Origin of the sequence: Variovorax jilinensis, from assembly GCF_030316885.1 — a bacterium.
Lineage (GTDB): Bacteria > Pseudomonadota > Gammaproteobacteria > Burkholderiales > Burkholderiaceae_C > Variovorax > Variovorax jilinensis.
The window spans coordinates 1-21,765 of the sequence record NZ_JASZYQ010000006.1; the positions used below are offsets into that span (position 1 = coordinate 1).

The following is a 21,765-nucleotide window of genomic DNA, read 5'->3' on the forward strand; positions in this document are numbered from 1 at the left end:
GCCGATCGGCAGGTAGCGGTCGGTGGCCGCGTCGTAGGCCATCGGATGCGTGAGGCGTCCGAGGTCCTCGATGTCGTGGTCGTTCCATGTCAGCAGTTCGCTGACCGAGTGGCGCTGGAACACCTCGGGCGTCGCGCGCTTGCGTGTCGCTTCCCAGCTCACGGCCTTGGCACCGTTCTCGCAGAACTCGAAGGTCGAGGTGTGCTTCGGATCGGGCCAGGCGCAGCCCGGGCAGTCGAAGCCGTCGGGCTGGTTGTTCCTGAGCATGATCTGGGTGCCCGAGATCGTATTCATCTGGCCATGGATGGCCTTGGCAACGGCGCCCAGGGCATCCCATCCGCCGGCGGGATGCCCATACTTCCTGATACCCAAACCGCCGCCCATGGTGTTCAGTTCTTGCAAACGAAGCGCAGCGCACGTGCTGCATCATGGACCCGAACGAAGTCTCCATGGACGAGTTCCAGGGGCGTGGCGCCGTTGAGCAAGGAGTTGGCGTCGACAAACCATTGCGCCAGCTCCCAGTCGTCGAGAGCCACGGACAGTTCCTCGACCAAGGCGCTCACTGACCCTCGCACGGTGCCACCTCCCTCCTCGAACTGAAACACCGGCAACCATCGATGGCCGCCCCAGTCGAGGCTGATCAACTCGCGCTTGGCAATGATCCGCGCGAGCTGGGACAAGCCAACACCGGGCCTTCTGGCAGCGATCTCGGAGCCGGTCGCAAGGCCTCCTGAGCGCCGGTAAGCGGCCAGGAGTTCTAGGAACTGCACGTCACGGGCGAAACTGCCGTTGGTGGCGGGCGCAAGAAAAGGTTCGAGCGTAGAGCCGACGCTCAGACAAGAGACAGTCCGGTCAGTTCTTGCTTGGAGGGCTGGCATAGGTGCTCCTTGACCTGCGAATCTGGCGATGAAGACTCCATCTTCAATGGCCGTCGTTCCAATTCTGTTTCAGGCGAGCGCCATGCATGTTGCAGCTGTGACTGAGAAGCGTCATTGGAGGCGCTTTGCGTTGCCTCGTTCACATTCAAGCGTTTTTCACACGCGCGTAATAAAGTTGATGTAGATCCTTTAAGCCATCCGCTCATGTGGCGTGAGGGCAGGCGCTCAAGGTGATGATGTCCCGAGAACAAAAGTGCCGGGCGGTGACAAATTTGTCATCTGTTTTGATAGCTCACTACATAATTGCGAGGGAAGTGCACCCTTAAGTTTCCATTGAGTACGTCGCCAGGATCCAATTGCGTCGGGTATACGAATTGCAGCGCTACAGAATCGATCAACACCAAACGAAATCGCCCTTCCGCGCACATCGGAACGAACGGCCTCTCCCATTGGCCGTTTGATGCCCGCCCTATCGGAGGACGGCGCGGGTCAAGGCGATTCGACACTCTTTGCGTAACGACTTTAAGGCACCCGATGAGAACTCATAGTCCAGATTTGGCCGATCAATGCCGCCCAGTCAAGGGGTTGACGCTGTTTGATGTAAGCGGTCGTTGTGCTCGACGCATGCAGTGGGGGTAGAGGCTCCGGAACCGGTGCATCGGGCCTCGGCTTGGGGATCGCAATCCAGCATCGCCGACTCAAAGCGACGCATTCAGGGTCGTCGGATTCTCGAGACCTCATTTGCCGGCGGCAAGCACTCCGAGCACCCTGGACGACCCCCTGTATTCGCTATGCACTTGAGGCGGCTCGGACCGCGAATCAACCATGCTGCATGCATTCCGGCCACCGGTCGAAGTGTGGAGTGCGACGCTTGGCGCGCGCTCCTTGTGGGCTGGCTCTTTGCCCGGGTCTTGGCGGCGCAATAAACCAACGCGATCTTCACGATGGCTAACACGTTGACAAAGCGATGCTTTGGCCATGAGCGCGACGCTGATGACCGCAGCGCTCGGTGAGAGCGTCCAATCTCGGCGGTGTCGCGATCATTGCATTCCTCGGCTTGATCTAGCCCGGTCCTCCCTGGCAAACATTGCCTCAAGGTGCGGGATCCTCGCCGTTTGTACAGGCCACATCGAATCAATTGCAGAATTCGCATGAAGCACGCCTTCCAAACGTCGGATTGGCGCAATACGCTGGCCCTCAATGCGGCACCACAGCGTGATCTCAAGTACTGAGAGAAGAATTTGGGGAGAGGAGACAAACCATACCAAACCACGACACGAAGTCGCCCAATACAACGAGCGACGCAAGAAGAGTACAAACAATGAAAACCACGGAACTGCTTGACCTAGAGCAAGCACTGCAGCTAATCGAACATGTGCTGGTGAGAGGAGGTGACGATGGCGAGCATCTGATTGCTCCCTGCATCAACCCCAAGGACGAAGAGAGGGGGCTCACGCAAAAGCGACTCGCCTTACGAAAGACTCTAATAGCCGCGACGAATCTTTTGACTGTGGCACATCGCCTCATGGAGAGCCCGACGGAAGGGACAGGCAAAGATCTTGCGCTTCGAATGAAAACGACGATCGAGAGGCTAAAGATGGCAGCCCGCGGCGCATACGAAGCTGGCCATCTACTGATCTTCGTTCGGACGACCCCGCGTGGCTGAAGTCGCAATACTTCTGGCCGATGAAGTCCCCGATCATGATGCTTCCAGCGCGACCCGCATTGCTTCATGGAGCCAGATCTGCCAGCCTGCCGTCACCCACGCAGGTTGAGCGACAGCAGGGCGTAGCACATTCACAACCTTGTTAAAGAACGAACTCTAAGAAGGATGCCCCCAACCGACGAACTGCGACGCAGGCAGTTCCTCGGCTCCGCGCTGCGGAGCGGGGCTGTTTATGGCGAGGTCCTTGGTCGTGACGGGCGGCCTCGAACTCGGTGGGCGGCATTTCCCGCTTCGCCTCTAACTTCGCGGCCCGTCATTTCATATGCAACATGGCCGTCGGCCATGAAATGACGCGGCAACTCGCGCACCTCACAGTTCATCCATGGACCCGGAACGCATCGTCCGGCCGTCCATCTCCATTCCCGATGCAGCTTACCGAGGTCGCTTTTATGACTACCACACTCGAATCCACAGTCGCCCGCCGACAGGCGCCCCTGCGTACGCCGACGGCCCTTGGCGCCGATGCCCGGCAGGACATCGGTGCCGGCCTCGCGGCCCTGCTTGCGGACAGCTTCGCGCTGTACCTCAAGACGAAGAACTTTCACTGGCACATCTCTGGCCCGCACTTTCGCGACTACCACCTGATGCTCGACGAGCAGTCGGACCAGATCTTCGCCCTCACCGACCCGCTCGCCGAGCGCGCACGCAAGCTCGGCGGCAGCACGCTGCGCTCGATCGGTGACATCTCGCGCCACCAGCGCCTGTCGGATAACGATGCGCCCTTCGTCACGCCGGGCGACATGCTGGCCGAGCTGCGCGAGGACAACCTGCGTCTGGTCGACTATATGCGCGCCACCCATGCAATGTGCGACGCCCATGGCGATGTCGCCACCGCGAGCCTGCTGGAGAACTGGATCGACGAGGCCGAGCGGCGCGCATGGTTCCTGTTTGAGACCGGCCGCGCGGCCTGATGCAGATCAAGGCAGGAGCACTCGGCGGGTTCAACCGGCGCAGTTTTCCGCCCTGCTGGCGGGACAGGTCCGGAGCGTAGCCCGGGTTCACTGCGCCTACGCCGAAGGCGCCTGCTGGACTGAGGTGATCTTGCGCCTGCAGGCGGCCGGCCGTCCACCCGCCAAGGGCGCGGCCGGCGGCCACGCTCAGTGCAGCACCTGTACCTGCGGCTCGAACACGTAGCCGGCGCCGCGCTCGGTACGGATCATCTTCGGCGCCGAGGCGTCGACCTCAATCTTGCGCCGCAGCCGAAGGATTTGAACGTCGATCGAGCGGTCGTACACCTCGGCGCCATGCAGCCGCGACGCCTCTAGCAACTGGTCGCGCGACAACACGCGCTGCGGTTGCTCGCACAGAGCCAGCAAGAGGTTGAACTCGCCGTTGCTGAGCTCGACGCGCTGCCCCCCCGGGGAGGTCAGCCGGCGCGCCAGCAGGTTCAGCTCCCAGCCAGCGAAGCGATAGGCCCTTCGTTTGGTGCTGCGGCCTTGAGATCCCACGTCGGAGCGCACCTGGTAGCGGCGCAGCACGGCGCGGATGCGAGCCAGCATCTCTCGGTTGCTGAAAGGCTTGGTGACGTAGTCGTCGGCGGCAATCTCCAGTCCCATCACCCGATCAGCCTCGTCCTGCTTGCCGGTAACAATGATGACTGGCAGTTCGCTGCTGTCTCGCAAGCCGCGCGCCAGTTGCATGCCGTCTTCGCCGCCCAGTCGCAGGTCGAGCACGACCAAGTCGATCACGTTGTCCTGCAGGATGGCGCTCATCTCGGCACCGCTGGCGACGGCGGTGACTTGAAACTCATTCTCGGACAGGTAGACCGACATCAGGTCGCGCAGTGCCGGATCGTCATCGACGACGAGGATGTGGGGTGAAGCTGTGTTCATGGCGATCGGAGCGTACTGCAATCGAGCCTACGAGAGCCTACCGGCAGATTACAAGTGAAATGAGCGCGCCCGAACTGACATTTCGCCGGCACTCGCGTCTGCGCCAATAGGTCCCAGGGGCTTTACGGCCAGGTCAATGCACAAGGACGAATTTATGTCGAAGATCTTGGTTATCGAGGAAGATGCTGCGATGCGCGTGCTGATTTCCGAATGGCTAGCCGGCGAGGGGCACCACGTCCACTCGCTACCGCGGTACGAGCCCGCGCTCTGCGCAACGGCCGATCTGGTCATTCTCGACTTCCCGCATCCGCGCTCTCGCGACCTCGAAAGCAAACGCACTGTGCAGGCCGTGCATGCTGCCTATCCGAAGGCCTCAGTGATCGGCATCTCGACCCGCCTTGGACGCAGCCTGGGCAGCAAATCCGACGCCGCCCGGGCCCTCGGTGTAGACCGTCTTCTGGCCAAACCCTGCACCAGAGATGAACTGGTCGGGTCCGTGGCCACCATGCTGCAATCGCATGAGATCCGGTGAGCGCCTGAGGCGGCGGATCATTGCCGCCGGCGTCGTACTGGTTGCGGCCTTCGCCGGTTCGGCCGTTTACGATGGTTGGCGGCTGCATAGGCAGATCATGATTGCGAACGAGCGTGAACTCGGCAACTTGGCCAGGGCGCTGGCCGAGCAAGGCGCAAGGACCCTGCAAGCCGTCGACGTGCTGTTGCGCGACACTAGCGAATGGTGGGAGACCACCGGCCGCGACCTGCCTGCCGACGCGGTAGCCGTGGGCCTCGCGTCACGCGTAGTTGGGGTTTCGCAGGTTAGCGTGTTGACCGTGGTTGATGCCGAGGGCAGGCAGCGACACCGCTCGCGGGTGACCGGGGAGCCGCTCGCCGACGTATCTGACCGTCCTTACTTCCTGAGCCAGCGCGCACGAGCCTCCGGCGGCCTTTACATCAATGAACCCGTGGTCACGCGAACCGAGCGCCTCCCGGCGCTGGTGGTGTCGCGGCGCCTGAACACACGAGAGGGCGTCTTCGAGGGCGTGGTCACGGCCATCGTCACGCTACAGGAGATCCAGGCCGCCTACACCGCGATCGACCTCGGCGAAGGCGGCGCCCTCATCCTGACTCTCGACGATGGCACCTTGGTGGTACGCCAACCGGAAGTGGTTGGCCTAGACCCGAACCAGCGGTACCCTGAGCTGCCAGCATTTAAGGGCGCGCCGCTGATCGATCGATCGGTCAGCCCGGTCGACGGCCGGACTAAACTGATCGCGGCGGTGGGCGTTGGCAAGAGGCCGCTAACCCTGACGCTCACACGCGATGAGGACCACGCCCTGAGGCCCTGGCACGACGAGATGCGCAGCGCCACCATACGCACCCTACTGCTCACGGCGCTGGTGGTATTAACCATCGCAGGTCTGTTGCGGCAACTGCGAAGACTAGAGGCCGGCGAGGCCGACAAGGCGGCGCTGGAGGCCCGGCTGCAGAAGGCCGAGCGTCTCGAATCGCTCGGCACGCTAGCCGGTGGTATCGCACACGACTTCAACAACATCCTCGGAGCCATACTAGGCTTCGGCGAGATGGCACAGCAGCATGCCGCGCCGGGAAGCGACATGCGCCGCTATATCGACCGCGTGATGCAGGCCGGCGCGCGGGCACGGGTGTTGGTGCGCCGCATCCTGGATTTCAGCCGCAGCGGCGTCGCCGAACGTGTTCCTGTCCACATTCAGGCCGTGACCGAGGAGGCCATCGCGATGCTCAGGCCCACCCTGCCAGAGGCGATACGTTTCGAAGCGAAGCTCGACGCTGGCAGTTCCGCCGTGCTGGGAGACGGCACCCAGCTCTACCAAGTGGTCATGAATCTGTGCACGAATGCGGCGCAGGCGATTGGCGACGCAGGCACCATCGAGGTCCTGCTCGACCGAGTGCATTCGGATGAGCCGAAGCCACGGATGCACGGCGAACTCGCTGCTGGAGCCTATGTCCGCCTTGTGGTGTCCGATGATGGCCCAGGTATGTCGGCTGAAGTGCTGCAGCGTGCCTTCGATCCCTTCTTCACTACCAAGAAGGTTGGCGAAGGAACAGGACTAGGGCTCTCGATGGTCCACGGCATAGTGACCGATCTCGGCGGTGCGATCGATATTTCGACCGCGCCCGGACATGGGACGCAAGTGACGGTCTGGCTACCGGTTTCGGGCGAGTTCGAAGCGCCGTTCTCGCCGCCGGATGCCACCTGGCCGCGTGGCAACGGCCAAGTGGTGATGGTGATCGATGACGAGCGACCACTGGTCGAACTGGCCGAGGAACTGCTGGCCGAACTGGGCTACGAGCCGGTCGGCTTTGACTCTAGTGAGCGCGCGCTAGAGGCATTTATCGCCGAACCGCAACGGTTCGACGCGGTGCTCACCGACGAGATGCTGCCTGACCTGGCAGGCAGTGAACTGGCCGCGCGGCTTCAGACGCTGCGCCCCGACCTGCCCGTCATCCTGGTCAGCGGCAACGTCAGCGCCGCTTTGGAGCAACGCGCGCGCGAGGCCGGTGTGGTCGAGCTTCTGCGCAAGCCCCTCGGCCTGCAGGAACTGGCCGAGAGCCTGGCGCGCAACTTCAATAGTGACTGAGGCAGGGAGCCGCAGCCGGCAGTGCCTGCGCCATGCGCGACGTGACAGGTGGTTCCCTGACCCGCCCGCCCCAGGATACGACCGACATCACCACCGCCAACGGCACCGAGGCACTTGAGCCACTTAGGTAGGAGAGCGCTGCAGCGCATGTGCTACTCCAGATTGTTGGCGATCAAACCTGGTCATCCGTGCTGTGATTCGCCCTGGAATGCGCAGCGGACTTTGAGATCGCCTGGCGCTTGGCCTGCGCATTTTTTTTCCGAAGGCGCCTGATGCGCAGGATGACCAGCTGGAAACTTTTGCATCGGAGTGCGTCGACGCCAGCAAAGGAGATGCATTTAACCTCGAGCTTGCGCTGACGCCTGCACGCAAAACTCGCGACGGGAGTTATCGACGCGCCACGGCGGTGCCCCTATGAGCCTCTTCAACGTTCGCTTCGCCCTATGCGAGTCGGAATCCGCAGCATGCTGCCGGGGCCTCGTGAGCATCGCGGACGTGCCATCTGCAAGCCGCCGATTCATCGCGCCGAACCTTGCCTATTCATATAAAGGATCGGGCGCAACGTAGACGGTCACTGGGTGGTCAAGCAATCCGCTCGGCGCGATGGTGTTCAGTTGAAATGTGTAAAGTCCCTGCGGTGCTTGAATGTGCCAAGTAAATTCTCTTTCGCCAATGAGAAACGTTACCACATCACCTCCCGTCACATTGACGTACTTCGTAGCAGAAGTAATGACGATGGTGCGACTGGCCTGTTGAGGATCGTCAGGTTGACCCAGCAGGTTGGCGCGAATGGGCGCGCAGGCGGCCAAGACGGCCAAGACGGCCACGGAGATTGCAAAAACCATCATCCTTGTGACACTCTTGGATCGACGACAGACCTCCACGGCTGTGACGCATACGGCTGAAGCGGGCCGCGACGAAGGGTCTGGTAGGGCATTCGCAATCGTCATCGCACGATCGTCAACTTGCGCAGGGGCGGCTGTAGCCGACATCAGGAGGAAGCTGGCCAAGGCCTGAAGTCTGCGGACTGAAAACTGATGCATAGAGAGCTCCACGGAATAGTTGAACGAGAGCCCATTCGCCGCCTCAGCGAAGCTGCTCGACGGCCGGTGGAATAGCAGGCTGTGACCTCTTTTGGCCAATGATCGAAGCTCTTCATTTCGATTTCATTGCGAGTCGCAATTGAGACGTTTCATATGCAACCGTCGATCCTGCTGTCTTCCTATGCACTGCAGAGAACTGGTTTCGCGATCGTGCGCGGAAGCTGCAACAAAGGCGTGGCCATGCCTCGGTGCTCGTGACCTGGCTGCCTCAGGTTGGCGTCAGAGATCGCGGCAACACACGCAGCTCAGCCGCTGCAAGCAGGTGAGGTGGCTTTCTCGACCTTGAGGGCTGCCAAGATCGCGGTGTGCCGCTTGGCCATGATTCCCTAGGTTTTTGCAGGGGCTGCACTATGCGCTTCCACCGGGGTACTCATGGTCACATGGTCCGGCAGCTATGCAGCGATTGCTGTCCTCCACTGCCACCCGACGAACTCACGCGCTGACGCCGAGTCCCGTCCTCGAGATCTGAAGACCTTTCCAGCCGCGGTGACAGCTTGGCGTTGCTTAGCCGACCTTGCCGTTGCAAGCGCGTGAGCTTGAGGCCATGACCTCCATTTGATCCAATGCACAGACCGCCTGAATGAGAATCGAACCATGTACGAAGAAAAATTCATGCAACGAGCTCTTGCACTGTCTGCCGAGGCACTGGAGGTGCCGGGGACCGAACCGTTCGGCGCGGTGATCGTGCTGGAGGGCGTGGTGGTGGGCGAAGGCTTCAACCACTCCCTGGCGCATTTCGACCCGACCTCGCACGGCGAGGTGGAGGCGATCCGCGACGCCTGCCGCAAGCTGGGACGGGTGAACCTCGCGGGCTGCGATCTGTACACGTCGTGCGAACCCTGCGCGCTGTGCGTCGCGGCCATGCACATCGTGGGCATCCGCAAGCTGTTCTACGCGGCTTCCTTGGAGCAATCGGGGGCTGCGTTCGAGGGGTTGCCCGTGGCCGAGCGGCACCCGATCGACGTCGACGAACTGCGGATCGAGGCCGGCGCTGCGCTGCAGGCACGGCGGTTGCCGTCCGAGCAGCGAATGGCGGCCGAAGCCGTCGACATCCTCACAGCATGGGCCGGGCCGCGCCGAGGTGGCAAGGCGGGCTAGCGCAGCGTTCGGGTTCGTGGCGTCCCGGTCTTAGCCTCCGGCCGCCAGTGAGCGGACGCGTTGTGTGAGCGGCGGCAAAAACCGGCTATCGAAGAGCCGTTCTGCGCGCGGCGGATGCACAAGCTGCTTGGTGCGTCCCATCAGTTCGATAGTTTGGCGGATTCGCGCCATGTCCACGGCGCCGATGCCCAGCATGCCGCCTTCGCGGTGGGCCATCTCGACGGCAAGTGTTCCGGCAAGTCGTTCGCGGTTGGCAACACGATCGATGGACGGGTTGCGCCGCACCACGGCATCCATGGCAGCGTCGATGTCTGCCACGGTGTCGACCACGCCCCGGTTGACCGCCCGCACCAGCCCCGCGACGACCGATGGATGGTCGCGCAGCAACGCCGGCGTCACCATCACCGCACCACCGTAGAGCGACGGCACATGGTGCTGCCATTCGAAATGGCGCAGCACCGTCTCGGGATTCAATCCAGCTTCGATCGTCTGCGCACGGATCGTGTTGACGAAGCCGAACAGCCCGTCCCATCGCCCCTCCAGCATCATGGGGACCAGCTCGCGATGCGCGAGATCTGACACCTCGATCTTCACCCTTGCCGGGTCGATCCCGCACGCGGCGCAGAACTCCGGAAACATGCGCCACGCGGCATCGTTCGGGTGCGTGACCAGCGACAGATCGTGCAGGTCCGTGGGGACCAGCGTCTTGCCGGCTGCGGGCACCGCGATGGTGTATGGAGAGGCGTTGTGCATGGCGAAGACGCCGAACGGTGCCTCCCTGGGCTCGGCGGACGCCCATTCGACGAGCGCATTCATGTCGCCATACCCGGCATCGAACGATGCCTGCCATCAACTTGGGCACTGCGTTGGCCATCGTGTCGCCTTCGGTGAACACGACCTCCAGGCCTTCGTCGCGGAAGTAACCGCGATCGTCGGCCAGGAAGAACCAGGCTTGCGGCCCGGAATAGAACGTGTTGAGGATGAAGCGCAGCTGGCGCAGTCCGGATGACGATGACGATATCAAGGACATCTCGAAGATCTCTTTGGTTGTTGTCGGGCGAAGCGTCACGAAGCAAACAGCAGGCCACGAAGCGCCGTAGGCGCGGTAATTGCTATGAGATGGCCCTATTCTCTGATCCGGAGCCGTCATGACCCAATTTCATCCTACCCGGCGAAGCGCGCTGCAGTTCTTGACGGCTGGCGTCGTGGCAGCCGCCCTTCCCGCCTACGCGCAGTGGCCCGACAAGCCGATCAAGATCATCGTCACATTCCCACCCGGCGGTTCGAGCGACGTGTTGGCTCGCCTGATGGCCGAGCAGCTCGGCAAGAAGCTCGGGCAGCCCGTTGTCGTTGACAACAAGCCAGGGGCGGGCGGGACCATCGGAGGGGCTCAGGTATCGGCGGCGGCGCCCGATGGCTATACGCTCATGCTGTCGAACACGACGCCGGTCGCGCTTGGCCCATTCACCCTGGAGAAGCTGCCCTACGACCCGGTCGCGGGTTTCACCCACATCGCCTACCTGGGTGCAGCGCCGCTGGTCATCATGGCCAGCAAGCCGTCGGGCATCAAGACTTACGCCGAATTCGAAGCGGCCGCCAAGAGGGACGGCCGCATGGACTTCGGCTCTGGGGGCCCCGGATCGATCGGACACATCGAGGGCGAGCTGCTGAAGAAAACTACCGGGCTGAACATGGTGCATGTGCCCTATCGTGGAGGCTCTCCGATGACCACCGATCTGATCGCCAACACGATCCCGGTCGGCATCGACGTCATCACCTCGTACGTTCCCTTCTTCAAGAGTGGGCAACTGGTTCCCCTTGCCGTGACGGGGACCCAGCGCTCGCCCCTGATGCCGGACGTGCCGACGATGGTCGAGTTGAAGCAGCCGAAGCTGGTGCTCGAGAACTTCTTCGGCCTCTCCGGGCCGCCTCACCTGCCCGCCGATGTGGTGGCGCGGCTGAACGCCGCGTGCAACGAAGTGCTGGTGATGCCTGAGATCCAGAAGAAGCTCACGGAGCTGGGGATCGTCGGCAAGCCAGAGACTGTTGCAATGTTCAACGATTTCGTGAAGGCACAGGTGGGCGTCTTGGGGCCGACAGTGAAGGACGCAGGAATCAAGCTCTAGCCGCTTCGCCAACCCATCGCACTCGGCTGGGAATGCGATCTCGAAGTACTCCCCCGCAGTTGCTTTAAGGCGTGCCAGGGCCTCAACTCGGCGAAAGGGGCGTGCCGCTCCATCACCACTTCCGAGGTTTGCGATCAAGCGGCGCGCACCCATCTCCCTTGAACGCGTCAGATCTCCGTCTGTCGGCGATCTCCAATGCGTCATCGACCTCGATGCCCAGGTATTGCCCTGAAGACTCCAGCTTGGCATGTCCAAGCAGCAGTTGCACAGCGCGCAAGTTCTTGGAGCGTTAGTAGATCAAGGTTGCCTGTGTGCGCCGCATCGAGTGCGTGCCGTACTCGCTCGGATCGAGGCCGATTTCTTGAACCCACCCCCCAAGGATTCGAGCATATTGCCGTTTTCCCAGATGTGGCGAATCGTGGACCCGGCTCGGGAACACAGGAAATCTTTTAGACCCTCGGTCAAGGCGCAGATTACGACTTCGGCCCTGATCGCGGTCTTTCGACCTTGCCACGCGCGAGCCGCCCGAGCCTTCGCGCCTCGCCCAGCGCTGCAACTTCAGCAGTTGGCCTGGATGCTTCGGATGACGACGCGCTGCGCCACGCGTTCGGTGTCGACGATCGCCGTGCCGTCGCACCGAGAATGCGTCGCGCGGTAACGATACCGTGCCTCGACCCTGCGCGCATCGAGCGGCCTGACCGAAAGCAGCTGAAGTGGCTCGCGGAAGGATGCGTAGAAGCGCGTCATGCCCGTCTCTTCGTAGGGGCCTGCGCCGCGCTTGGCGGGCGTCACCATCGCTGCCGCCGACTTACCGTCGCCGCGAGAGAGCGCACGATAGAAGGTGGACACCGCGTCCGCGGGAGTCTCGGCGATGGCTGCCGAGCGGGGTGGGACTGGGGCTTGCGCTCGTGCCTGCGCGTGTGGCAAGGGCAAGGGCAACGGGGACGACGATGGCGTTGCGGCCGGTGCCAGCAGCCAGGCGCCGGCATTGGGGAGATCGACCTCCGGCACCGGTGCCTGGACCACGCGTGCCGCCGGCGGCGCCGAAGGCTCGCTCTTGCGCGTGACATACACATACCAGCTTGTGAAGCCGGCGATGACTACGGCCGCAAGCACGGCCAGGCCGAACCAGAACGCGATGGCTTCCCCGAAGAAGGCCGCGGCCCCCATGCCGCCTTTCTGACCAGCGCCATCTGCGGGTGTCCGACGGGGCACGCGCAACGAGCGCATCGCCTCGAGCGCGGACGGCCCCGTGGGCGCAAAGCCGGGCAAGCGGCCAGTGCACCCAATGCAGAACATGGCGCTCGATCGATTGTCCTTGCCGCAAGATTCGCAGACGACGGGCATGTGCGTCCCTCTCTGGTTGCGCTTCGACTTTGCAGACGGTGTGGCACGTCGTCTGTAGGCAAAGCGCCTGTGTCGTCATGTATGCATGGAGGGACGAAGCGGTGCACGTCGTTGCGCGTCATATCAGGACGACGGCTGCGCAGCGCGAGCCGACCTTGTACCTATGCTCGTGCACTACCGTGATCGGCCAACCCCAGACGTTCGGCATGTCGCGTCAAGCCCGATATGCTCGTCGTCGACGAGCGACTTGCAGCGGGTTATGCCAGTCTGCGCAGGGGCAATCCAATGGTGAAGACGCAGCCCTTGCCGGGTATGTCTTGAACCGTCAAACGGCCGCCGTCCGCCTCGACGCTGCGTCTGGCGATCGACAGCCCCAGTCCCAGGCCGCGCTTGTCGTCGAAATTCTGCTTGAACGGCTCAAACATGGTGTCCGCTGCCCCGTTCGGGATTCCACCGCAACAGTCCTCCACGTCGATGAGGATCCATGAATCGGACGTATGCGCGTGCAACGAGACTTCGCTCCCGGCTCGGGTGAATTTGAAGGCGTTCTGCAACAAGTTGCCGAGGGCTGCAGAGAGGAGTTCGCGATTGCCTTCGATTGCGAGCCGGGCGTCTACTTCGGCAATGTTGAGAAAGCAGCCTGTATCGGTGGCATACAGCTCAGCCACGCGGCCAGCGTCACCCAGAAACATCGCAAGGGAAAATACGCGAGGATGCACCGGCCCGTGCGCGGCGTTGCGGACCGACGCCAACGACTGATCGATCAAGATTTGCAGGGAGTCCAGGCTGCGTTTGAGCACGCCTCCAGTCGATCCGCCGACAGGTAGCCTTCCCGACTCGAGAGCCGAGAACGCAAGCTTTGCGACATGCAAATGGTTGCGCAGTTCGTGTGCGAGAAGGCCCAGCCGCTCGTTCTCCTCTTGGGCTTGCTTTCGCGCTACTTCCATATCGCGCTGGGCAGCGAACTCGGTTACCGCGTCTGCGATTGCGTTGTCCAAGCAGCGGTTAAGCGTCCGAAACTGATCGACCGAAAATGGGGCGTCGCGCTCTACTGCCAGGTCGGTGATCGCCTGGCACAGATCGCCATAGTCATGCACGACTTGGTCGACTGTGTAGCCAAGCCCGAGCAATTCGCGGCCATGGACCGTCGCAGAAACCCCCATCTCCGAAAGCGCCGCAGCGTCTCCTCCGGATGGTCCGGAAATACGCAAGCCCCCGGCTGCATCGCCACCTTCCTCGGCTTCCAACGTGCGCGTCAACTGGTCGAGAAACATCGGTATGCCGTGTGCAAGCTGCTCGCGGGTAGCACCTCGTGACGGCCGCAACGCGACCTTCTCCGTGCATCTTTGAATGAGCTCATCGCGATGGTTGGAAAGAAAGCCGCGCATGCCGATGGCCAAAGGTGGGCTGCGGCGTTGCGCCGGTCGCAGCGGATGATGGCGGAAATCACGCTTCGCCAGTGTGTTGAGGCAGTATGCGCTAGCCGCGGAGTGGCCTCGGATTGCACACTAGGAACATGGGCAATACACATTGCTCGATCGCCCGGAGATCTAGGCGCAGCGGGCGGGAAGTCAGCTTCGTGTTTCCGGAACTGTTTTCATTGCGCCGGTCTGACAATCGTGTTCGCCCCCGTCAACGTCGCGCCAAGACCACGCTCGCCAGTTCGCGGCGAAACTCGGCTGAGTTCAAAGTAATAAGTTGCCCATTCGGAAGCTCCACCATTCCGCCTTCGAGGGCACTGATCGTCGCCACGATCTGCGGCCTGCCGTTTCGGATCACCGCGAAATAGCTGGCCCTGTTGAGGTCACCGAAGAAGTCATAGGCGACCGAGCCCAAGAGGTCCGGAAAACGGGTTGCCTCGAAGCGGGTGTTGTGAACCGTGTGAAGAAACTTCGCCTGATCGAGCTCTCCTGTCACCGTCAGGCCAGCCTTCAACAGTTGAACCGAGAAGTAGCCCTTGATGCCGTTGAGATCCGGTCGACGGCCATAGCGGGCCTCGTAGCGCTTCACGAATGCCTGCATCTGCACGGAAGGAGCGTCGACTGAGTTGTTCATGTGAACGAGAACCCCTTCAGTGGCTCCTCCTGCAGCGTCAATGACCTTCTGCGCCGCCACCAAGCCATCGGTCACGATCGGCTTGTCGAAGCCCTGCTTGCGCAACTCCTTCAAGACCTCGATCGATTCGGATTCCGTGGCATACAGCAGGAGGGCATCGACCTTGGCAGCGATCAGCGCCGCCACGACCTGGGCGCAATCCGTTTGCGCGGGTTTGACCGAGCCGTCGAAGCCCACGACAGTCTTTCGACGCTTGAAGGTTGCAATCAGGGCATCACGGCCATCCTTGCCAAAGTCATTGTCGATCCAGATCAATCCGATGTTCTGCGCACCCAATCCGAAGGTGGCCAGTGCTCCCAGGCGCGGCATGGATCCGCTCTGAGAAAGTGAGGTGCGCAACAATGAAGGATGGAAACGCCGCGTCAGTGACGATGCCTCACCCCCGGTGAATTGCGGCACGGCCGGATCCGCCGTGAACTTCATCGACGCCGCCGTGATGCCGGAAAACTGCGGGCCGAGGACAGCAAAGGGCTTGCCAACCAATGCCTTCTTGGTGGCCTCCTCGGCTGCAGCAGGCGAGGTGTCGATATCGAACTGCGTCAACTCGAGCTGCTGACCGAGCACGCCGCCGTTCCCATTGATTTCGTCGATGGCCATCAGGTAGCCGCTCTTGAGGCTCTGACCCGCCGTTGCGCCCGGCCCTCGACCTTCGGTAATCCCGGCCAGCTTGATCTGTGCAACGGCGGGCTGAAGGACAAGAGCAAGCACTCCCGTCAACAGAGTCAAGGTGATTCGATGAAGCATTTGGCCTACCTTCGGTGAGCGTGCGCCGGTTGAGCGTCCGATAGCCCGCAAGACGCGCGGCTGACGGAACTCGCCGAATGATAGGAAGTGTGGAAATGTTTTCCATCAGGGAAATCATTTCGCGTTCATGCCAAGTTTTCCGGCTTTTTCGACGTCGAGCTGTCGCGACAGCGGCGTCATTCGCGTCATTCGGGCGATTGACTAGCACTCTCCTCGATAACGCAGGAGACCTTCATCGTTTGAGCACTCCACAAAATTTGTTGCAGTCTCAATTTTGTGACCCCCTCCATACACTCATCCGCTGATCGCATCAAACAACGGAGACAAACGATGGAGAGACGCAATTTTCTTTCAGGGGCGGTCGCCACCGCGGCTGGCGTCGGACTGGCTGCTTGTGGCGGCGGCGGCTCGAACCCAGGGCCCTTCGCTTCCTTGCCGTCGGGGGCGGCACCTCCGGGCTCGGGCTCTACGCCGCCGGTCGAGGTCGCTCCTCCAGTTCCGCCCGTCAATCCACCCGTCGAGCCGACGCCCGCAGGGCCTCAGAAACTGGTCACGCAGCTCTGGTCCCGTCATCTGCAATGGGTCAGCACTCAAGCGGAGTCTCAGAATGGAACAGACCCCTTCGGTATCGGTGTCAAGATTGGCGAGGCTCTGCTGGCAAGCGGGTATGCCGCCGTCGACCTCACGGTGCGCGCCGACGGACATGTGCTGCCGCAGAACGTGAAGACACATCTGCCGAACATGCTCAAGGGGATCCGCAGCACGGGGGCCATCTGTGACCACATCGGCGTCAATTTCACTCCTTTGATCGATCCACTCAACACCACTTGGATCGTGGCCGAGAACGTGGAAGAAATCCTGTCGGTCGCCAACGACAACGGCATTCGAAAGTACCGTTTCAACAATGCCAACGGCACCGCAATCCCAGGCACCGCCGGCACGCTCACGGTCGCCTCGTTCGCGAGCAACACCTTCGGCGACACCATGACGACCCTGCTCGATGGCGTCCGTGCGAACCACCAGCGCCTGGCGGCCCTGAACGCCAAGTACGGCAACCTGTGCGGCGTCGCGCACACGCATGGAAACAACATCGGCACCAGCGTGTACGACTACGAGTACGCGATGCGCGACATCGATCCCAATCTGATCGCCATCAATCTGGCAATCGGCCATACCGCAGGCGCTGCACTTGGTGGTTCCGGCAATCCGGCGTGGGAGTTGCAGATGCGTAGGCACATGCCACGCATCAAGTGCACGGCCGTCGAGGATCTGCGTGCGACGCTCAACGCCACCACCGGAGCGTTGAGCAGCGGCAGGATCGAGCCACTACCGGGCACCGCAGGCGGTGGCGTGATCAACTGGACCAACTTCTACGGGCACCTGCTCAAGGGCGGCTACAGCGGTGCTGCCGAGTCGCAGATCGAGTACAGCATCCCCAACGGCAGCACCGGCGCAAACATCAGCCTGAACACGGCGTTCTGGTCAGACAACGCCAATTTCGCCAATGGCAACCTCACGCCCGCCATGATGATCGCGACCATGAAGAATGCCTCCACCTTCATTCGGGAGCGAGCTGCGATCGCCGGTTGGGGCCAGGACGGCAGCAACAGCAAGGTCCTCTGAACTGTCCCATGAGGTGGGCCGCTTCCAGCGGCCGCCTCGCTCGAGCAACGGGCGCGCCGCCATGGACGCGCCCGTGCTCATCGGCGCTCAGCCGAAATCCACCCTGTAGCCCCACGACTCGAGCCGGTTCGGAATGGCGTTGAACGCCATCGTCATGCGACGTTCGCCCTGGTTGTGCGGCACGGCGTGCATGAGATAGCTGGGAAACAGCAGCAGATCGCCCGGCGCAGGCGCGGGGCTGACCCAGCGTTCGGCATTGAACGGCGTCGACGCCACGTCGGAACCCGCGTTCTTGAAGACGAAGTCGGTGCCTGTGGACGATTTCATGAACACGGTTTGTGAACCCGGGTGCGACGGCGTCAGATAGACAATGCCCGACACGAAACTGTTGGCGTGAATGTGCTGCGCCTGCATGCCGCCGGGTTCGAGGATATTGACCCACATCTCCTTGATCGCCCAATCGAGCCGCTGTCCGAAGATGAGCGCACCCATGTCGACTACCTTGGGGGTAATCGCCATTGCCGCCTCCACCAACAGCGGACTGTCGTTGGGATCGAGCAGAGCCGTGTGCGACAGCTGGCCGGACTCCGGATTGGCCTGCGTGGCCCGCGCGCTGAAGTGCTGCACCAATCCCTCGACAAGGCGCGCGTCCAGCGTGCCCGGCGCGCGAAGCACAGGGGTGGGAAACAGGCCGAATACTTCATCCTTCATTGCACTTCTTTCCTGGCGCACCGACAGCCGCGAGCCGGACTGCGATGCAGCCGAACGCCTCGAAAGACATCAGAGTAGCTGGGACCCGTTCTGGCCCCAACCCGCCGCCGTCGCGCGCGCCCTGATGAAATCGGACGTGTTCTTCAATGTGGCAATCATCATGGCGGGCGTCAGCCTGCCGGAGGTGAATGCAGCGTTGTCCATGAAGAAGGCGCTGTTCAGGCTGATCGATCCGCCAATGGCGTCAGGAATGGTGTATTCGACCTGCGACTCGGCCGCCCCGCTGTAGCCGCCATTCAGCAGCAGTTGGTAGAACGTCGTCCAGTTGATCAGGCCGCCACCGGCGGTGGCCGGATTCGGCTCGATCCTGCTTGTGCTCACAGCACCGGTGGTGGCGTTGACCGCCGCGCGCAGGTCCTCGACGGCCGTGCATTTGATGCGTGGCATGTGGCGACGCATCTCCAGCTGCCACAGCGCGGTCCCAGTGCCCGGTGGCGGCGCCGCCGACGCGGTATGGCCGATCGCGAGGTTGATGGCGATCAGGTTGGGGTCGATGCCGCGCATCGAGTACTCATAGTCGTACACCGTGGTACCGATGTTGTTGCTGTGCGTGTGGGCGACGCCGCACAGGCCGCCGTACTGGGCGTTGATCTCGGCCAGGCGCTGGTGATTCACGCGGACACCATCGAGCAGCGCCGTCATCGCATCGCCATAGGTATTGGGGGCAAAGCTGGCGGCACCAGAATTGTTGAATCGATATTTCCTGATGCCGTTGGCGGCCGCGACCGAGAGGATCTCATGCACGAACTGGCTCGCGATCCATTGGGTGTTGTTCGGGTCGGCGGGCGGCGCGATATTGACGCCGATGTGGTCACAGATGGCACCCGTGCTGCGAATGCCCTTGAGCATCAGCGGGAGGCCGGTGGCCACGTTCTGTGGCGTCACGTGGCCGTCCGCGCGCACGGTGAGGTCGACGGCGGCATAGCCGGACTGCAGGAGCGCGTCGCCGATCATGATTCCCGCGCTCTCGGGGTTCGATTGCGCATACGCCTGGGTGCTGACCCATTGCAGATGACGTGACCAGAGCTGCGTGACCAGTGTCTGGGGCTGCGGCGCCGGCGTGACTGCCTGGCCCGCGGCCTCCTTGACCAATGCAAGTCCGGCGGCCATGACAGCGGCCCCCGAAAGAAAATTGCGTCTCTCCATCGTTTGTCTCCGTTGTTTGATGCGATCAGCGGATGAGTGTATGGAGGGGTCTACAAAATTGAGCCTGCAACAAATTTTGTGCGCGCGCCAGAGACATGCGCGGCGCGCGTGCATCTGTCATTCGCCGCGGCATTGCGCGGCGATGTTGTGCAGTTGCATGGCTGTGCCTGGGACGCGCTCGTGAGACCTGAATGCCTCGAAAAGTGCCTGATCCATGGCGCTTGCCTCCTCTGGCGCCGCATCCAACGCCGACCATCTCGGCCATTTGCGTGCGCCGAACCGTCGCACCTCCATAGCCAATGCCTCGGAGCGCTGCCAGCCCGACAACGCGGGATCGGTTTGAAGCCAGGCCGCGCAAAGCAAGTCATCGCGTCTCGCCCGTCTGAGCGCGCGTTCATTGGTTGGCAATCGCAGGCAGCGTTCCAGTGGAACGCGCCCGCTGCTGGCAAGGAATGCAGAGAAACCATTGCACAGCCAGTCGATGTCCTCATGCCTGAGGGTCCTGTTGGCGACGCGATGCGCACGCAGCAGGTGATCGTCGGCACCGGTCACAACGCCGGCCTTCCGATGCAATCTGTCGTCCATGGACTTGGCATCGTCAGCCACTTCGTCCTCGAATGCAGGCTGCCTTTGCTCGTCTGAATCGCTTTGCCACATCAGCCGGAGAAGAATTTCGCCGGCCAGATGACCAGCCACGGGAACAGGACCATGACGAACATGATCGCGAACTCCGCAATCATGAAGGGGACCACACCCTTGGTGACATCGTCCATCGAGATTTTCCCGACACCCGCCACCACGTTGAGCACCGTCCCCACCGGCGGCGTCACCAGGCCGATCGAGTTGTTGATGATGAACATCACGCCGAAGTACACCGGGTCGATCCCCGCCGCATTCACGATCGGCATCAGCACCGGCGTCAGGATCAGGATCGTGGGCGTCATGTCCATCGCGGTGCCGACCACCATCACGAGCACCATGATCGCCATCATCAGCAGGATCTTGTTGTCCATGAAGGGCTGCAGCAGGCTCACCACCTTCGAGGGCAGGTCCGCCACCGTGATCAGCCAGGCGCTCACCATCGCCGCGGCGATCAGGAACATCACGATCGCGCTGGTCTTGGCCGCGCTCACGAAGATGCCGTACAGGTCCTTCCAGGTGAGCTCGCGGTAGATCACGGTCGAGACGAACAGCGCATACACCGCCGCCACCACTGCCGCCTCGGTCGGCGTGAAGACGCCCATGCGCAGGCCCACCAGGATGATCAGCGGCAGCAGCAGTGCCCACAGCGCCTTGCGGAACGCGGTGAAGATCTCAGCGCCCGACTTGCGCGGCGGCGGCACGATCTTCTCCTTGCGCACCAGCCAGGCCCAGGTCAGCCACAGCGCAGCGCCGATCAGGATGCCCGGCACGATCGCCGCCAGGAACAGCTTGGAGATCGACACGTTGGCCGCGACGCCAAAGATCACCAGCCCGATGCTGGGCGGGATCACTGGGCCGATCACGCCTGTGGCCGCGATCAGGCCGCCCGCGCGTGCCTTGTCGTGGCCGGCCTTGACCATCATCGGCAGCAGGAGCGCGGTGAGCGCCGCCGCATCGGCCACCGCCGAGCCCGACAGCGCCGACAGCAGGCAGCCCGCCAGGATGGTCACGTAGCCCAGGCCGCCCTTCACGTGGCCGACCAGCGCGAGCGCGAAGTCGACAATGCGCTTGGACAGCCCGCCGACGTTCATGATCTCGCCGGCCAGCATGAAGAAGGGCACGGCCAGCAGCGGGAAGCTGTCGGCGCCGCCGATCACGTTCTGCGCCAGGATCTGGGCGTCGAACAGATCGAGGTGCCACATCAGGGCCACGCCGCTCGCCAGCAGCGAGAAGGCAATGGGAATGCCCATCGCCATGGCGAGCAGCAGGGAACCCACGAAGACGAGGATCGTCATGGCCTGGCTCCTCGTGCGCCGGCATTGGCGGCAACGGGATCGGTGTCGTTGGCGGTGCCCAGGATCTGCTGCAGCGCCACGGCTTCCTCGGACTCCTGGACCATCACCAGTTCAGCGTCGCTGAGCTGGCCGCTCAGCAGCCGCCAGAGGTCGAGCGCCAGGATGAAGAAGGCCATCACCGAGAACACGATGCCCGAGGCATACACCACCGCCATCGAGGCGCCGGTGACCGGCGCGGTCACGTCCCAGTTGATCTTGGCCTGCGCCACGCTGCCCTGGAACAGCAGCCACACGATGTAGATCATGACCACGTGGCCGAGCGCCAGGCAGACCTTCTTGCCGACGGGCGGCAGCTTCTGCACCACCATGTCCACGCCCAGGTGGCCGTGCTCCTTGAGCGCCACGACGGCCCCCAGGAAGGTCACCCAGATGAAGAGCCAGCGCGACACCTCCTCCGACACCGTGATGCCGGAGTTGAAGCCGTAGCGCAGCACCACGTTGCCGAATACCAGCACCACCATCACCGCCAGCGCCCCGGCAATGAGCATCTCGATGCCCTTGCAGCATCTGTCGAGCCATCGATTCATGGGCGGTTCCACCGACTCGGAAGTTGAATCGCTTGCATCGGATGCGCGCCTGCAGGCGTGGTCGGTGTGTGCTTCGAGCGAGGCACGTCGCGAGACAGCTTCGGGATGTGGAGA

The 21,765-nt window shown here is 62.5% G+C and carries 19 protein-coding genes and 2 pseudogenes; 7 read left to right on the forward strand and 14 right to left on the reverse strand.

The features are described 5' to 3' along the window. Positions 1-384: pseudogene (locus tag QTH87_RS20345) on the reverse strand (hypothetical protein); the annotation flags it as partial. A 5-nt stretch (positions 385-389) separates the two neighbouring features. Then, positions 390-878: a hypothetical protein gene (locus tag QTH87_RS20350; protein ID WP_286611850.1), complete on the reverse strand. Its 489-nt coding sequence runs from the start codon at positions 876-878 to the stop codon at positions 390-392. 1,321 nt (positions 879-2,199) lie between these two features. Between QTH87_RS20350 and QTH87_RS20355 the strand changes: the two genes are divergently transcribed. Then, complete coding sequence (locus tag QTH87_RS20355; protein ID WP_286611852.1) at positions 2,200-2,544, forward strand: hypothetical protein; 345 nt, start codon at positions 2,200-2,202, stop codon at positions 2,542-2,544. Positions 2,545-2,969: 425 nt separating this feature from the next. Next, positions 2,970-3,515 carry a Dps family protein gene (locus tag QTH87_RS20360; protein WP_286611853.1) on the forward strand — a complete coding sequence of 182 codons (546 nt, stop codon included), beginning with the start codon at positions 2,970-2,972 and terminating at the stop codon, positions 3,513-3,515. Positions 3,516-3,701: 186 nt separating this feature from the next. On the opposite strand, the gene QTH87_RS20365 is transcribed toward QTH87_RS20360, so the two are convergent. Continuing rightward, entirely contained in the window at positions 3,702-4,436 is a 735-nt protein-coding gene (locus QTH87_RS20365; protein WP_286611854.1) for a response regulator, read from the reverse strand. A 154-nt stretch (positions 4,437-4,590) separates the two neighbouring features. Here QTH87_RS20365 and QTH87_RS20370 point away from each other — a divergent pair, with 154 nt between their 5' ends. Both QTH87_RS20370 and QTH87_RS20375 read left to right on the forward strand, forming a co-directional pair. Further along, on the forward strand, positions 4,591-4,968 hold the full coding sequence (locus QTH87_RS20370; protein ID WP_286611855.1) for a DNA-binding transcriptional response regulator: 378 nt from the start codon (positions 4,591-4,593) through the stop codon (positions 4,966-4,968). Then, on the forward strand, positions 4,955-7,054 hold the full coding sequence (locus QTH87_RS20375; RefSeq protein WP_286611856.1) for an ATP-binding protein: 2,100 nt from the start codon (positions 4,955-4,957) through the stop codon (positions 7,052-7,054). The genes QTH87_RS20370 and QTH87_RS20375 overlap by 14 nt, the downstream gene beginning before the upstream one ends. Before the next feature lie 536 nt (positions 7,055-7,590). On the opposite strand, the gene QTH87_RS20380 is transcribed toward QTH87_RS20375, so the two are convergent. After that, entirely contained in the window at positions 7,591-8,064 is a 474-nt protein-coding gene (locus QTH87_RS20380) for a CzcE family metal-binding protein (RefSeq protein WP_286611857.1), read from the reverse strand. A gap of 687 nt (positions 8,065-8,751) precedes the next feature. On the opposite strand from QTH87_RS20380, the gene QTH87_RS20385 reads away from it, so the two are divergent. Further along, positions 8,752-9,255, forward strand: a complete 504-nt coding sequence (locus tag QTH87_RS20385; protein ID WP_286611858.1) for a nucleoside deaminase — start codon at positions 8,752-8,754, stop codon at positions 9,253-9,255. Positions 9,256-9,285: 30 nt separating this feature from the next. Here QTH87_RS20385 and QTH87_RS20390 read toward each other — a convergent pair whose 3' ends face one another. Continuing rightward, entirely contained in the window at positions 9,286-10,071 is a 786-nt protein-coding gene (locus QTH87_RS20390; RefSeq protein WP_286611859.1) for an ABC transporter substrate-binding protein, read from the reverse strand. 332 nt (positions 10,072-10,403) lie between these two features. On the opposite strand from QTH87_RS20390, the gene QTH87_RS20395 reads away from it, so the two are divergent. Next, positions 10,404-11,381 carry a Bug family tripartite tricarboxylate transporter substrate binding protein gene (locus QTH87_RS20395; RefSeq protein ID WP_286611860.1) on the forward strand — a complete coding sequence of 326 codons (978 nt, stop codon included), beginning with the start codon at positions 10,404-10,406 and terminating at the stop codon, positions 11,379-11,381. A 112-nt stretch (positions 11,382-11,493) separates the two neighbouring features. On the opposite strand, the pseudogene QTH87_RS20400 reads toward QTH87_RS20395, so the two are convergent. The 4 genes and pseudogenes from QTH87_RS20400 to QTH87_RS20415 form a co-directional block, all read right to left on the reverse strand. After that, a pseudogene (locus QTH87_RS20400) lies at positions 11,494-11,820 on the reverse strand (tyrosine-type recombinase/integrase); the annotation flags it as partial. 119 nt (positions 11,821-11,939) lie between these two features. Further along, a complete protein-coding gene (locus tag QTH87_RS20405; protein WP_286611861.1) occupies positions 11,940-12,728 on the reverse strand; it encodes a hypothetical protein in 789 nt (262 codons plus the stop codon). Positions 12,729-12,985: 257 nt separating this feature from the next. Continuing rightward, on the reverse strand, positions 12,986-14,128 hold the full coding sequence (locus QTH87_RS20410; protein ID WP_353506156.1) for a sensor histidine kinase: 1,143 nt from the start codon (positions 14,126-14,128) through the stop codon (positions 12,986-12,988). A gap of 232 nt (positions 14,129-14,360) precedes the next feature. Next, a complete protein-coding gene (locus QTH87_RS20415; protein ID WP_286611862.1) occupies positions 14,361-15,587 on the reverse strand; it encodes an ABC transporter substrate-binding protein in 1,227 nt (408 codons plus the stop codon). Between the two features lie 330 nt (positions 15,588-15,917). On the opposite strand from QTH87_RS20415, the gene QTH87_RS20420 reads away from it, so the two are divergent. Next, positions 15,918-17,210 carry an IolE/MocC family protein gene (locus QTH87_RS20420; protein WP_286611863.1) on the forward strand — a complete coding sequence of 431 codons (1,293 nt, stop codon included), beginning with the start codon at positions 15,918-15,920 and terminating at the stop codon, positions 17,208-17,210. An 87-nt stretch (positions 17,211-17,297) separates the two neighbouring features. Here QTH87_RS20420 and QTH87_RS20425 read toward each other — a convergent pair whose 3' ends face one another. The 5 genes from QTH87_RS20425 to QTH87_RS20445 all read right to left on the reverse strand — a co-directional run bounded on the left by QTH87_RS20425 (position 17,298) and on the right by QTH87_RS20445 (position 21,651). Next, positions 17,298-17,921, reverse strand: coding sequence for a TIGR02466 family protein (locus tag QTH87_RS20425; RefSeq protein ID WP_286611864.1), 624 nt, complete (start codon positions 17,919-17,921; stop codon positions 17,298-17,300). Between the two features lie 69 nt (positions 17,922-17,990). Further along, positions 17,991-19,127: an IolE/MocC family protein gene (locus QTH87_RS20430; RefSeq protein ID WP_286611865.1), complete on the reverse strand. Its 1,137-nt coding sequence runs from the start codon at positions 19,125-19,127 to the stop codon at positions 17,991-17,993. A 117-nt stretch (positions 19,128-19,244) separates the two neighbouring features. Continuing rightward, positions 19,245-19,823: a hypothetical protein gene (locus tag QTH87_RS20435; protein ID WP_286611867.1), complete on the reverse strand. Its 579-nt coding sequence runs from the start codon at positions 19,821-19,823 to the stop codon at positions 19,245-19,247. Continuing rightward, a complete protein-coding gene (locus tag QTH87_RS20440; RefSeq protein WP_286611868.1) occupies positions 19,784-21,064 on the reverse strand; it encodes a TRAP transporter large permease in 1,281 nt (426 codons plus the stop codon). Before QTH87_RS20440 ends, QTH87_RS20435 begins: the two co-directional genes overlap by 40 nt. After that, a complete protein-coding gene (locus QTH87_RS20445) occupies positions 21,061-21,651 on the reverse strand; it encodes a TRAP transporter small permease (protein WP_286611869.1) in 591 nt (196 codons plus the stop codon). The genes QTH87_RS20440 and QTH87_RS20445 overlap by 4 nt, the downstream gene beginning before the upstream one ends. Positions 21,652-21,765 lie beyond the last annotated feature (114 nt).

Coding starts and splice junctions, on each gene's coding strand:
- QTH87_RS20350 (WP_286611850.1), bottom strand. CDS start 878: ATGCCAGCCCTCCAAGCAAGAACTGACCGGACTGTCTCTTGTCTGAGC.
- QTH87_RS20355 (WP_286611852.1), top strand. CDS start 2,200: ATGAAAACCACGGAACTGCTTGACCTAGAGCAAGCACTGCAGCTAATC.
- QTH87_RS20360 (WP_286611853.1), top strand. CDS start 2,970: ATGCAGCTTACCGAGGTCGCTTTTATGACTACCACACTCGAATCCACA.
- QTH87_RS20365 (WP_286611854.1), bottom strand. CDS start 4,436: ATGAACACAGCTTCACCCCACATCCTCGTCGTCGATGACGATCCGGCA.
- QTH87_RS20370 (WP_286611855.1), top strand. CDS start 4,591: ATGTCGAAGATCTTGGTTATCGAGGAAGATGCTGCGATGCGCGTGCTG.
- QTH87_RS20375 (WP_286611856.1), top strand. CDS start 4,955: ATGAGATCCGGTGAGCGCCTGAGGCGGCGGATCATTGCCGCCGGCGTC.
- QTH87_RS20385 (WP_286611858.1), top strand. CDS start 8,752: ATGTACGAAGAAAAATTCATGCAACGAGCTCTTGCACTGTCTGCCGAG.
- QTH87_RS20390 (WP_286611859.1), bottom strand. CDS start 10,071: ATGAATGCGCTCGTCGAATGGGCGTCCGCCGAGCCCAGGGAGGCACCG.
- QTH87_RS20395 (WP_286611860.1), top strand. CDS start 10,404: ATGACCCAATTTCATCCTACCCGGCGAAGCGCGCTGCAGTTCTTGACG.
- QTH87_RS20405 (WP_286611861.1), bottom strand. CDS start 12,728: ATGCCCGTCGTCTGCGAATCTTGCGGCAAGGACAATCGATCGAGCGCC.
- QTH87_RS20415 (WP_286611862.1), bottom strand. CDS start 15,587: ATGCTTCATCGAATCACCTTGACTCTGTTGACGGGAGTGCTTGCTCTT.
- QTH87_RS20420 (WP_286611863.1), top strand. CDS start 15,918: ATGGAGAGACGCAATTTTCTTTCAGGGGCGGTCGCCACCGCGGCTGGC.
- QTH87_RS20425 (WP_286611864.1), bottom strand. CDS start 17,921: ATGAAGGATGAAGTATTCGGCCTGTTTCCCACCCCTGTGCTTCGCGCG.
- QTH87_RS20430 (WP_286611865.1), bottom strand. CDS start 19,127: ATGGAGAGACGCAATTTTCTTTCGGGGGCCGCTGTCATGGCCGCCGGA.
- QTH87_RS20440 (WP_286611868.1), bottom strand. CDS start 21,064: ATGACGATCCTCGTCTTCGTGGGTTCCCTGCTGCTCGCCATGGCGATG.
- QTH87_RS20445 (WP_286611869.1), bottom strand. CDS start 21,651: ATGAATCGATGGCTCGACAGATGCTGCAAGGGCATCGAGATGCTCATT.